At 38.4% G+C, this 13,462-nt stretch carries 7 protein-coding genes; 6 read left to right on the top strand and 1 reads right to left on the bottom strand.

What is annotated here, in order from left to right:
• Positions 1–3,350, top strand: a 3,350-nt coding sequence (locus tag HMPREF1117_RS08790; protein WP_000305537.1) for a collagen-flanked surface repeat-containing protein, incomplete at its 5' end; no start/stop codon positions are given.
• 198 nt (positions 3,351–3,548) lie between these two features.
• Here HMPREF1117_RS08790 and HMPREF1117_RS08785 read toward each other — a convergent pair.
• Entirely contained in the window at positions 3,549–4,097 is a 549-nt protein-coding gene (locus HMPREF1117_RS08785; RefSeq protein ID WP_000039604.1) for an NADPH-dependent FMN reductase, read from the bottom strand.
• A gap of 408 nt (positions 4,098–4,505) precedes the next feature.
• On the opposite strand from HMPREF1117_RS08785, the gene HMPREF1117_RS08780 reads away from it, so the two are divergent.
• From HMPREF1117_RS08780 to HMPREF1117_RS08760, 5 genes are all read left to right on the top strand, one after another.
• On the top strand, positions 4,506–5,702 hold the full coding sequence (locus HMPREF1117_RS08780) for an MFS transporter (protein WP_000908493.1): 1,197 nt from the start codon (positions 4,506–4,508) through the stop codon (positions 5,700–5,702).
• 186 nt (positions 5,703–5,888) lie between these two features.
• Positions 5,889–6,377 (top strand): cell wall elongation regulator TseB-like domain-containing protein, encoded by a 489-nt coding sequence (locus HMPREF1117_RS08775; RefSeq protein ID WP_000747245.1) that lies wholly within the window; start codon positions 5,889–5,891, stop codon positions 6,375–6,377.
• The gene (locus tag HMPREF1117_RS08770) at positions 6,374–7,552 is read left to right on the top strand and encodes a pyridoxal phosphate-dependent aminotransferase (RefSeq protein ID WP_000777459.1); all 1,179 of its coding nucleotides are present in this window, start codon (positions 6,374–6,376) and stop codon (positions 7,550–7,552) included. Before HMPREF1117_RS08775 ends, HMPREF1117_RS08770 begins: the two co-directional genes overlap by 4 nt.
• A gap of 22 nt (positions 7,553–7,574) precedes the next feature.
• Positions 7,575–8,918 (top strand): asparagine--tRNA ligase, encoded by a 1,344-nt coding sequence (gene asnS / locus HMPREF1117_RS08765; protein WP_000167164.1) that lies wholly within the window; start codon positions 7,575–7,577, stop codon positions 8,916–8,918.
• Positions 8,919–9,265: 347 nt separating this feature from the next.
• Positions 9,266–13,462, top strand: a 4,197-nt coding sequence (locus tag HMPREF1117_RS08760) for a mucin-binding protein (protein ID WP_000287307.1), incomplete at its 3' end; no start/stop codon positions are given.

Raw genomic sequence — 13,462 nt, 5'->3', positions numbered from 1 at the left:
AACGTGGAGAAGATGGTAAGACTCCAGAAGTAACTGTAACTCCAGGTAAAGATGGCCATAGTACTGACATTACATTCACTGTTCCAGGAAAAGATCCAGTTACAGTAAATGTTAAGGACGGAGAAAATGGTCTGAACGGTAAAACTCCAAAAGTTGATTTGCTTCGTGTCGAAGGACAAAACGGAAATCCATCTCATACAATTGTGACATTCTATACTGATGAAAACAATGATGGTAAGTACACTCCAGGAACTGATGAATTATTAGGTTCAGAAATGATTAAAGATGGTGCTAAAGGTGCAGATGGACAAAATGGTAAATCATTAATTACTGTTAAAGATGGTAAAGAAACAAAAGTTTACCAAGAAGATCCAGCAAATCCAGGTCAACCATTGAACCCTGAAAAACCTCTTGCAGTTATTAAAGATGGAGTAGACGGAGTCTCTCCAACAGTAACAGCTGTTCGTAAAGATGAAGAAGGTCATAAAGGTGTAGAAATCACTGTTGATAACCATGATGGTTCACAACCAACTACAGTCTTTGTTCAAGATGGTGCTAAAGGTGAAACAGGAGCAACAGGTCAAGATGGACAAACTCCAACAATCACTACTCAACGTGGAAAAGATGGCCAAAGCACTGTTGTAACAATTACAACACCAGGAAAAGAACCAGTGACATTTACTGTGAATGACGGTAAAAATGGTAGAGATGGACGTACACCACATATTGATTTAAATGCATTAGCGGATGCGATTAGAAGAGGTGCAGGATTAGCTGCTAATCCACAACCTTCTGGAACATCAAGAAGTGCAAGAAGAGCAAGAAGTGTAGGAGATAATCCAGATGAAGTAACTCCACCAGCTCAACCAGCAACTACAGACTCAACAGGTTCACAACCTACATCTACAGGTTCAACAGCATCACAACCAGTAGATGGTACTCGTATTACAGCCTACTATGATAATAATGGTAACGGTAAATACGATCCAGATGTGGATGAATTAATTGGTACAAGTGATATCTTGAATGGTACAAATGGACGTAATGGTACAGATGGAGCTTCTGGTACAAATGGCCGTAATGGTGCTGAATTACTAAGTGGAGTTACTGCCCCAACTGCTAATGATGGTAAAGACGGTGATACATTTATCGATGCCAATACAGGTGATGTTTACAAGAAAGAAAATGGTTCTTGGAACAAGATTGGTAACATTCGCGGACCTCAAGGAACTACTGGTGAAAAAGGTGAGAAGGGTGAGAAAGGTGAGAAAGGTCAAGATGGCCGTGCACCGAAAATCAAAGTAGAAGACATTACTTCACCTTCAAGATCTAGACGTGCTACAGATGCAGCTTCAACTCCAACACGTAATGGTATCCGTGTTACAGTTTATGATGATGTTAATGACAATGGGGTATACGACGAAGGTGTCGATAAAGTATTAAATAGTAAAGATATTTATAACGGTATCGATGGACGTGATGGCTCAGCTCCAACTATTACTACAAAAGATAATGGAGATGGAACTCACACTATCACAGTTCAAAATCCTGATGGTTCTGAATCAACAACAGTTGTTAAAGATGGTAAAGACGGTAAAACTGCCAATATCACAACAACAGAAAACCCAGACGGAAGTCATACAATCACTGTGACAAATCCAGATGGATCTACTAAAGAAACTGTTGTTAAGAATGGTAAAGACGGTAAAACTCCAAAAGTTGAAGTAACGGATAACAACGATGGAACTCACACTGTTAAAGTTACAGATGGAGACGGTAATGTTACCAACGCTGTCATCAAAGATGGTAAAGACGGTAAAGCTGCAACAGCAACTACAACAGAAAACCCAGATGGAAGCCACACAGTAACAATCACTAACCCAGATGGAACTAAGAATGAGTTTGTCGTTAAGAATGGACGTGACGGTGTTGACGGACGTACTCCAACTGCATCTGTTCGTGATAATGGTGACGGAAGTCATACAATCGTTATTACAAATCCAGAAGGTGTTACAACTGAAACAACAGTACGTGATGGTAAATCACCAAAAGTTACTATTACTGACGAACAAAATGGAACTCATAAGATTTCAGTTCTAAATGGTGATGGAACAACTACTGAAACAATCATTAAAGATGGTAAATCACCAGTAGCAACAGTTAAAGATAACCAAGACGGTACTTACACTATCCGTGTAGAAAACGGTAATGGTACTGTTTCTGAAACAACAGTTCGTGACGGTAAATCACCAACTGCTAAAGTTGTAGATAACGGAGATGGCACTCATACAGTTACAATCGTTAACTCTGATGGAACTACTACAACAACTACAGTTCGTGATGGTAAAGAACCAAAACTTGAAGTTATTGATAACAACAATGGTTCACACACTATTAAAGTGACAGGAGCTGATGGTAAAGAAACTACAACTACAATCTTTGATGGTAAATCACCAAAAGCGAATATCGTTGATAACGGAGATGGCACTCACACATTAACAATCGTTGATTCTGATGGTCGTGAGTACAAATCTATTATCAAAGATGGTAAAGACGGTAAAGATGGCGTTTCACCAACTGTAACTGTTAAAAATAATAACGATGGAACTCACGTAGTTACAATCACAAATCCTGATGGAAGTAAGACAGAAATGGTGATTAAAGACGGTAAAGACGGTAAATCACCAAAAGTTTCTGTTGAAGATAATGGTGATGGTAGTCATACAATCACAATCATCAATTCTGACGGAACTGTAACAAAAACAGTTGTTAAAGATGGTAAAGACGGACGTGATGGCCGTGACGGTAAAGATGGTAAATGTGGATGTAAAGACAAACCAGTAACACCATCAAATGACAAACCAGTTCCTCCAACATCTAATATTCCAGAAGGATCTAAATTTGCAATGCCAGAACCACCAGTTCATGAATTGCCAGAACTAGAACTTCCAGAAATGCCTACACCGCCAGTAAATGAACTTCCAGAATTTAATGGTGGAGTACCAGGTATGCCTGAAGTGAATGAACTTCCTAATCCAGAAGTTCCAGGAATGCCAATACCTCCAGTCCATGAACTTCCAGAATTTAATGGCGGAGTACCAGGTATGCCTGAAGTCAATGAGAAACCAGGTTCAAACATTCCTGAAGTTCCAACACCAGTTGTACCAACTCCAGAAGTTCCAGTACAACCAACACCAGCTAAACCAGTTACACCGGTAAATAATGTCCCAGCTAGTGAAAACCATGGGAAACAATTACCTGAAACTGGAAGCCAATCAGATTATATCTCAGTTCTTCTAGGTAGCGGTATTCTATTAAGCTTATACGTAGGTAGAAGAAAAGAAGATTAATCTACAAGAGCAGTCACTAACTTCTAGAAAGAGAATGATGCGTGATAGACAAATTGGATGTAAGAACTATTTTCCTGTGATGGGAAGACTGCTAAAAACCTTGAGTAGAAATACTCAAGGTTTTTTTATATTTTCACTGTTGCAAAAAAACCACCCAAGTGGGTGGTCATGTTTGAGTTCTATTGATTTGATAGACGTTTATTTGATAGCTTCAAGAAGGTCTTGTGCTTGTTTTTCTAGTGAGTTTAGAACAGTTTCTTCAAGAACCAATTTTCCATCTGCCCAAGCAGAGTCGTTGACACGAGCTGCAGTAAAGTCGCCAACGACTTGTGTACGGATAAATGGCAAAAGGTCTTTGTAAATAGCGAAGAGTTGATCGTGACCTGCATTGGCTACAGATGATACTGTGACAAACTTGTCTTGAAGGGCAGAAGCGCCACGCGTATCCGACAAGTCAAGGGCACGAGATAGCCAGTCCAACAAGTTTTTCACTGTTCCAGGGATAGAGAAGTTGTAGACTGGAGAGAAGATCCAGATAGCATCCGCAGCGAGAACCGCTTCACGAGCAGCCGCTACAGCTGGGTGAGTTGGAACTTCCAAATCTTGGCTGAAGAGAGGGATAGCTGAATAATCAAGGTAGCTAACTTCCGCTTTACCAGCAAGTGCTTTCTCAGCTTCGAGGGCCATTTGGTGGTTGAAAGAACCTTGACGTAGTGATCCGACGATAAATAATACTTTTTTAGACATGATGTGTCTCCTTTTTCTTAAAATTTCGAGAGTTTTCTCGTTGTTATAAAGTATATTACAACAAAATAAAAGGACTTGCAAGAAATTTGCTCAATTTTAATTGAAATTATAAAATTGCAGAATCTCTAGTTATTTGAGACTGAAAAAGTAAGAACTGTTTACTTTGGATTCCGGTTTATTTTGATCTTAGATGAGTATTCCTATATTCTCTTGTAATATGATGACATAAGTGCTAAAATAAACGAGAAAACTTGTAATAAAGGTTATTTTCCGGTATCATTTCATAAACAATTAAACGAAAATAATGGCATTTTAAGAATGCTTTTAAAAGGGGGGGAGATCATGTAAGAAACAGATTAACAAGTGACGGACAAAAGAAATAATAATACACTTGTTAAAGGAGAAAAAATGTTAATAAGAAATTATCGGAAAAATATTGGCCTAATGGCCGGAGTTGAGTTTTTTGCTTTTTTAGGGATTACCAGCTTTTGGATTCTCTTTCTCAGTCAAAATGGAATGTCTCTTTGGCAGATTGGACTCCTGGAAAGTATCTTTCATGCGACCAGTCTTCTCTGTGAAATTCCATCTGGAATGTTGGCTGATCGTTATTCCTATAAGACCAACCTTTATTTAAGTCGTATAGCAGGAATTGTGTCTTCTATTCTCATGTTGGCTGGTCAGGGAAATTTTTGGATTTATGCACTAGCAATGGTGGTGAGTGCCTTGTCTTATAATTTTGATTCAGGAACAAGCGCAGCAATGGTCTATGACTCGGCTGTAGAGGCTGGACTAAAAGAACGCTATCTATCCATTTCAAGTTTCATATCAGGAGTGGCAGAAGGAACTCGGTCTTTGGGGACCGTTTTAGCGGGATTTTTTGTCCATGGTCAATTGCACCTGACCTACTATATCATGATTGCTACCTCTATCATAGTTCTTTTCCTGATTTGGATGCTGAAAGAGCCCAGTGTCAAGCTAGAAAAAGCTGATAGTGTGACCATGAAACAGATTATTTGGACTGTTAGGGATGAGTTGGAGCGAAATCCCATGCTTTTTAACTGGATGATTTTGTCTCAGATTGTCGGAGTACTCATGTGCATGTTTTATTTTTATTATCAAAATCAGTTACCTGATCTAAGTAGTTGGCAAATTTCAGCAGTTATGCTACTTGGTAGTCTCTTGAATATCGTTGCAGTCTATCTAGCGAGTAAAATTGGAAAGAAATATGCTGCCCTGAAGCTTTTCCCGATCCTCGTCCTGCTGACTGGAATCACCTATACGTTGTCCTACTTTGGAACACCTCTAATCTATATTTTGATTTATTTGATTAGCAATGCTCTATATGCTCTTTTTCAGCCGATTTTTGACAATGATTTGCAAGAGCGCCTTCCAAGTAAAGTAAGGGCAACCATGCTGAGTGTCTACTCTATGATGTTTAGCCTGAGTATGATTGTCTTCTTTCCACTGACAGGGTGGTTGATTGACAATTTAGGCTTTGTAGTAACATTTCTTTATCTAGGATTCTTTTTAGTCATGATTAGCCTTCTACTGGCTATCTTTTTAGGAAAAATAGCTAAAAGAATAGATGATAAAATGATTCCATAAATTAAAAGAATTTCTGAAAACTTGAGTGCCAAGCTCAGGTTTTTTAATATCTTGATTTCGCTTGTGTCTTTACTTTTCTTGCTCGGTTTTAAACAAGAAAAATCTGTTTTGTTTTAAGGAAGAAATAATATAGGTTTGTTTTTGCATTCTCTTGTAATAAAGCCCAATAGATGGTAAAATAGACGAGTGAAAAAAAGACAAAACAAAGCAAAAAATAATCTACTGTGGCAGTATGGTCTAGGGATGACGATTTTGTTTGTGGTTATCAGCGCTTCCTTTCTGTATCTAGTGTTTCTAAGTATGAAACCCTATCAAACAGCTAAAAGTGAAGGAGAAAAATTAGCTCAGCAGTATGCAGGATTAGAGCAGGCTGATCAGGTTGATTTGTACAATGGCTTGGAATCTTATTACAGCGTTCTTGGTCGTAATAAACAGCAAGAAGCGCTTGCTGTCCTGATTGGAAAAGATGACCATAAGATTTACGTTTATCAGCTAAATCAAGGTGTTTCACAAGAAAAAGCAGAAGCTGTTTCTAAGGAAAAAGGAGCTGGTGAGATTGACAAGACTACCTTTGGCCGTCATCAAGAAAAGCCAATCTGGGAAGTCAAGTCAGGCTCTGATTTTTATCTAGTAGATTTTGAAACAGGAGCATTGGTCAATAAGGAGGGCTTATGAAACTATCCAAGCGTGTTTTAGAAATGGAAGAAAGTGTCACTCTAGCTAGTGATGCGAGAGCAAAAAATTTAAAAGCTCAAGGTAAGGATGTCCTTTTCTTGACCTTGGGACAGCCAGATTTTCACACTCCTGAAAATATTCAGGATGCAGCAGTTAAAGCTATTCGAGAAGGACGGGCTTCCTTCTATACAGTAGCTTCAGGTTTACCAGAATTAAAAGCTGCGGTGAATACCTATTTCGAGCGCTACTATGGCTATTCTGTCGCAAGTAATGAGGTTACCTTTGCCACAGGCGCCAAGTTTTCCCTCTATACTTTCTTTATGGCTGTAATCAATCCTTTAGATGAGGTTATTATTCCAACTCCATACTGGGTTAGTTATGGAGACCAGGTCAAGATGGCAGAAGGGATTCCAGTCTTTGTTCAAGCTAAAGAAGATAATGATTTTAAAGTCACGGTGGATCAACTAGAACTAGTTAGGACAGATAAGACAAAGGTTTTGGTTCTCAATTCACCATCTAATCCGACTGGTATGATCTATACTCGTGAAGAATTACTAGCTATCGGGAATTGGGCAGTTGAGCATGACATTCTGATTTTAGCAGATGATATATACGGTCGCCTTGTTTATAATGGAAATGAATTTGTTCCAATCTCAAGTCTATCAGAAGCAATTCGTAAGCAAACCATTGTTATCAACGGTGTATCTAAGGCCTATGCCATGACGGGGTGGCGAGTTGGTTATGCAGTAGGTGATTCTGAAATCATTGCAGCTATGAGTAAATTGACGGGACAAACAACTTCAAATTTGACATCTGTTTCTCAATATGCGGCTATTGAAGCCTTAACAGGACCACAGGATTCTGTTGCTATCATGCGTCAAGCTTTTGAGGAGCGTCTCAATACCATTTATCCGCTATTATGTGAGGTCCCTGGTTTTGAAGTCGTTAAGCCACAAGGAGCTTTCTATCTCTTTCCGAATGTTAAAAAAGCCATGGAGATGAAAGGTTATACGGATGTGACTGACTTTACAACAGCTATTCTTGAGGAAGTTGGTTTGGCACTCATAACAGGAGCAGGATTTGGAGCACCAGAAAATGTGCGTCTCAGCTATGCGACAGACCTAGACACGCTTAAAGAAGCAGTTAAACGCTTGAAAGCATTTATGGAAAAATAAAAGAAAAAGAAAAGGAAAAATAATGACAAAACGTGTAACGATTATTGATGTAAAAGACTATGTTGGCCAAGAAGTGACGATTGGCGCCTGGGTTGCCAACAAATCAGGAAAAGGGAAAATCGCCTTCTTGCAATTGCGTGATGGAACAGCCTTCTTCCAAGGTGTGGCCTTTAAACCAAATTTTGTAGAAAAATTTGGTGAAGAAGTGGGACTTGAGAAGTTTGATGTTATCAAACGCTTGAGCCAAGAAACGTCTGTTTATGTGACAGGGATTGTAAAAGAAGACGAACGTTCTAAGTTTGGCTATGAGTTGGACATTACCGACATCGAAGTGATTGGTGAATCTCAAGAATACCCAATCACACCAAAAGAACACGGAACAGACTTCTTGATGGACAACCGTCACTTGTGGCTACGCTCTCGTAAGCAAGTAGCGGTGATGCAAATCCGTAACGCTATCATTTATGCAACTTATGAGTTCTTTGACAAGAACGGCTTCATGAAGTTTGATAGCCCAATCCTTTCAGGAAATGCGGCAGAAGATTCAACAGAACTTTTCGAAACTGACTACTTCGGAACTCCAGCCTACTTGAGCCAATCAGGTCAGCTTTACTTGGAAGCAGGAGCTATGGCCCTTGGCCGTGTCTTTGACTTTGGTCCAGTATTCCGTGCTGAAAAATCAAAAACACGCCGTCACTTGACTGAGTTCTGGATGATGGACGCAGAATACTCATACTTGACACACGATGAGTCACTTGACTTGCAAGAAGCTTATGTAAAAGCTCTTCTTCAAGGTGTTCTTGACCGTGCACCTCAAGCCTTGGAAACATTGGAACGTGATACAGAGCTCTTGAAACGCTACATTGCAGAGCCATTCAAACGCATCACTTATGATCAAGCTATTGACCTCTTGCAAGAGCATGAGAATGATGAGGACGCTGACTACGAACATCTTGAGCATGGTGATGACTTTGGTTCACCACATGAAACTTGGATTTCAAACCACTTTGGTGTGCCAACTTTTGTCATGAACTACCCAGCAGCCATCAAGGCATTTTACATGAAACCAGTTCCTGGGAATCCAGAGCGCGTGCTTTGTGCAGACTTGCTTGCTCCAGAAGGCTATGGAGAAATCATCGGTGGTTCTATGCGTGAGGAAGACTACGATGCCCTTGTCGCTAAGATGGAAGAACTTGGCATGGATCGTACAGAGTATGAATTCTACCTTGACCTTCGTAAATACGGTACAGTACCACACGGTGGATTTGGTATCGGTATCGAACGTATGGTAACCTTCGCAGCAGGAACAAAACACATCCGTGAAGCTATTCCATTCCCACGTATGTTGCACCGTATTAAACCGTAACTAAAGTTATTATAGTTAAAGAAGATGATTCGTCATCTTCTTTTTTGATGTTAAAATCGAAGAAATAGTATAGATTCATTTTTGAGATGATGCTTAATTGACTTCTTTGATGCATTTTTATGCAATATATATATATATATATATAAGCATATTTAGAAAGAGCTGATAATATCATTTTTTTGTATCTAGGACACAAAAATAATATAAAAAAACCGAGTATAAATGAGACATATTTATTGACGAGCTAACTTTATTTATGATAAACTAATACAGTTGTTTTTTAAAAACAAACATATAGATTTATATGTAAACGTAAAACTTTTAGATTGAGATAAAAAGGAGAAACCATGTATTCAAGAATGGAAAAATACCATGGTAGAAGAGCTCAGCGCTTTTCTATTCGTAAGTATAGTTTTGGTGCGGCTAGTGTTCTTTTGGGAACTGCTCTTCTTTTAGGAGCAAATGCTGTTAAAGCTGATGAAGCAAGTACTGCTTCTACAAAAACTCCAGAAGTTACAAATTCTGATAAACAGAAACCTGATTCAGCCATAACAACACCAGTTGTTGAGGAACTTCCAGAATTAAAGGTTGATGCTGTAAAAGCAGATGAAAAACCTGAAGTAAAAGAAGACGCTAAAACTGAAGCTAAGCCTGTAGCAGAAAAAGAAGTTACCGATAAAGCAGAAAAAGAAAAGCCAGCTAAAGAGCAAGCTAACAAAAAAGAAGCAACTAAAGAAAAAACTGACAAAGAAACATCTGAAAAAGCTACAACAGAAAAAGCACAAGATGAAGTGAAGACAGTTCTTACTCAATTGACTTCAGAAGCTGATGTTATGGCAACAGTAGCCTCAAACTTCTCAGATAAAGAAGTGAAAGATGATGCATCTAAACAAAAATTGTCAGCTGCAATTGCTGCAGTCAAGATTGAAGCAGTAGCATCTAAAGGATTACTTTCATCTGATGCTTCTAAAGACCAGATGGTAGCCCAAGTGAACCGTCTTTCTTCTGCAATCGAAGCAGTCTATGCTGAAATGAAACGTGCAGGTCATGCAGGTAAAGTAGAATCGGTATTAGCTGCTACTGCGTCAAAAATTACAGGTAAAGATGTTTTTAAAGATGGAGAAACAGTTAATGCTGTAACAAATGCTTATGTTGATATGAATGCAGATAATACGGCTCCTACAGGATGGGGATTTGATACTACTATTAGTACATCAACTCTTAAAGCGGGTTCTATTACAAAAATTGAACTTACTAACTTAGCTGAGCTAGGTGCTGGTTTGGCTGTAAATACAGAAATCAGAGCGACAGATGGAACAGTAGTTGGTAAAGTTAAATCTATCGACTTTAAAACAACTACAGGAAACAACAATAACAAATCTGTACCATATTGGGCACAACGTACACAACGTGGTATGACTTATGACCAACGTGTTGCTGAGCAACCAGCGGTAGCTAACGAAACTGGAACATATACTTACAACATCGAGTGGAATGATAAAGTAAAAGACTATCCGAATGTGTCGTTTGGAGCGAGTAATTTATCGGGTAATGGATATTTAGCTCCACAAATTTCAAAAGACACTCCGTATACAGCAACTATTAAAATTGATGGGCGTACGGTTCTGGAACATACTTATACAAGAAAAGGTCAACAACCTAGCTATCAAAAACAAGGTACTAGTGCATCACTAAGTGAAAACAATGGATTGACATACCTTAACAATGAGCAAACAGGTAGAAGTGATTCAATCGTATTAAAAACGGATTCAGATGTTCGTTATGGAGTAGGATCTAAATTTACGATCAAACTTCCTAATGCAGATTTTACTGAATTTAAAGAACTTGAAGGAAGTTCTAACTTTGTAAATGGATTAAATACAGCGTCTACTATTACCCCTAATAAAGGAGATAGTATTACTTATCGCCCACAAAATCGTTGGTCTAATGCTAGAGCTAATGAAAACAATGTATGGATTTTACAAGATGGTCGAGATAGTGGGTTCACATTAACACCTAGATTAATTTCACCAACGGAATTAGAACTTACTGTTACAGAAGGAACTATTCAAGAAGATTCTATAGTCTCTATGCCTCTTCAATCTTTAGGTATTGAAAAAGTAATAAAAGACAAAACCTTAACAAGTGAATATTCTAATATTACTTATGAAAATGGATTAATTAAACAAGGTTATGTAGGAAACGATAAAACTGCAGCAACTCTTACTGTATCAGGTGGAGAATCTGTTAACGGTGAGAAAGAAGATGTTGTAACTAAAGTGCCAAACGGTTGGAGTGTTAATGGTGACGGTAAAGTTCAAGGTGAGCCGCCAACAGGAGCTGTTGTTAGAACATTCAAAGATTTAGTGACAGGTAAAGTTATAGGTTTCGAACCAACAAGATATACGGGGAATATTCCTTTAAGTGAAGATGGTTCAAAAGATTATACTAATGTGCTTGGAAACAAATATGATGTAAGTAATGATCACGTAGACTTAGTTAAAGAAGTTAATGGAGAAGAATACATTCTTGCAGATCTTCCTCCTGAAAACGTAAAAGGAACACTAAGTGTTACGAAGACAAGAGCAAGAGATTTATATTCTGAAGAAGAATTAAAAGCTAAAGGTATAAATGGATCTGCATTTGTTACCCCAGCAGAGTATGATTATGTTAAGAAAACAAAAGTAGAAGAAGTAAACCGTACAATTAAATTTGTATACGCTGATAATGTTGCAGGCTTAGCGGGTACTGATGTATTCCCATCACAAAAACAAACTGTAAGCTACACAGGTGCAATCAAGTTAACTGCAGAAGGTAAAGCGGTAATTAACTCTAATGACAGACCAGTTTATATTAACTGGAAAGGAACTGATGGACAAAGCACTGATCTTCCAGAACTTGCAGTACCTCAAAAAGAAGGTTACATCGCAAGTGTAGAAAAAGTTCCAGTACAAGCAACAACAGCTACAGATGAAGATTACGAATATGTTGTTAAATATACAGCAATCCAAAAAGCGAAAACAACATTTGTAGACGAAAAAGGAAATGCAATTCCAGGAGTAGCTGAAATTACAGAACAAGGTGGATCAGAAACTTCATTAACAAAAGAAGCTGATGTTAAAGCTAAGATCAAAGAACTTGAAAACAAAGGATATGAATTAGTATCTAATACATACCCAGAAGGTGGTAAGTTCGATACGGATAAAGATACAGATCAAGAGTTCAAAGTAATACTTAAACAAAAAGAAGTTACAGTAACACCAGATCAACCAAAAACACCAGGAACTCCAGTAGATCCAAACAACCCAGACGGACCTAAATACCCAGCTGGCTTGGAAGAAAAAGATCTAAACAAAACTGTTACACGTACGATCACTTATGTGTACGAAGATGGAACTCCAGTGTTAAATGAAGATGGAACTCCGAAAACAGTAACACAAGAAGCTACATTCACACGTGAAGCAAAAGTGAACTTGGTAACAGGAGAAGTTACATACGGAGACTGGACAGAAGCTAAAGACTTAGCTGAAGTTAAATCACCAGTAGTTAAAGGATACTTAGCTGACAAAGCAAGTGTTCCTGTAGTAACTGTAACTGGAGATTCAAAAGATACTACAGAAGTAGTAACCTACAAACCAATCGGTTCATGGATTCCAAACATTCCAGGACAACCAACAACTCCAATCAAGTATCCAAATAATCCAGATGATCCAACAAAACCAGGTAAACCAACAGAAACATTACCATACGTAGAAGGATTCACACCTAAGGATAAAGATGGAAATCCACTTAAACCAGTAGATCCAACAGATCCAACAAAAGGATATGTAGTACCAGATCTTCCAACAGATCCAAGTCAAGACACACCAATCAACTATGTGAAGGATACGCAAAAAGCTAAGACTACTTTCGTAGATGAAAAAGGAAACCCAATTCCAGGTGTTGACGCTATTACTGAAGAAGGTGACTCAGATACACCACTTACAAAAGAAGCTGAAGTAAAAGCTAAGATCAAAGAACTTGAAAACAAAGGCTATGAATTAGTATCTAATACATACCCAGAAGGTGGCAAGTTCGATAAAGATAAAGATACTGATCAAGAGTTCAAAGTAACACTTAAAGCTAAAGAAGTTACAGTAACACCAGATCAACCGAAAACACCAGGAACTCCAGTAGATCCAAATAATCCAGATGGACCTAAATACCCAGCTGGATTAGAAGAAAAAGATCTAAACAAAACTGTCACACGTACTATTACTTACGTATACGCAGATGGAACTCCAGTATTAAACGAAGACGGAACTCCGAAAACAGTAACACAAGAAGCTAAATTCACACGTGAAGCAAAAGTGAACTTGGTGACAGGAGAAGTTACATACGGAGACTGGTCAGAAGCTAAAGACTTAGCTGAAGTTAAATCACCAGTAGTTAAAGGATACTTAGCTGACAAAGCAAGTGTACCAACTACAAAAGTAACTGCGGATTCAAAAGATGCTACAGAAGTAGTAACCTACAAACCAATCGGTTCATGGATTCCAAATATT

Source organism: Streptococcus sp. SK643, assembly GCF_000259505.1.
Lineage (GTDB): Bacteria > Bacillota > Bacilli > Lactobacillales > Streptococcaceae > Streptococcus.
This window is presented reverse-complemented; position numbering and strand designations above follow the sequence as displayed.

Coding starts and splice junctions, on each gene's coding strand:
- asnS (WP_000167164.1), top strand. CDS start 7,575: ATGACAAAACGTGTAACGATTATTGATGTAAAAGACTATGTTGGCCAA.
- HMPREF1117_RS08785 (WP_000039604.1), bottom strand. CDS start 4,097: ATGTCTAAAAAAGTATTATTTATCGTCGGATCACTACGTCAAGGTTCT.
- HMPREF1117_RS08770 (WP_000777459.1), top strand. CDS start 6,374: ATGAAACTATCCAAGCGTGTTTTAGAAATGGAAGAAAGTGTCACTCTA.
- HMPREF1117_RS08780 (WP_000908493.1), top strand. CDS start 4,506: ATGTTAATAAGAAATTATCGGAAAAATATTGGCCTAATGGCCGGAGTT.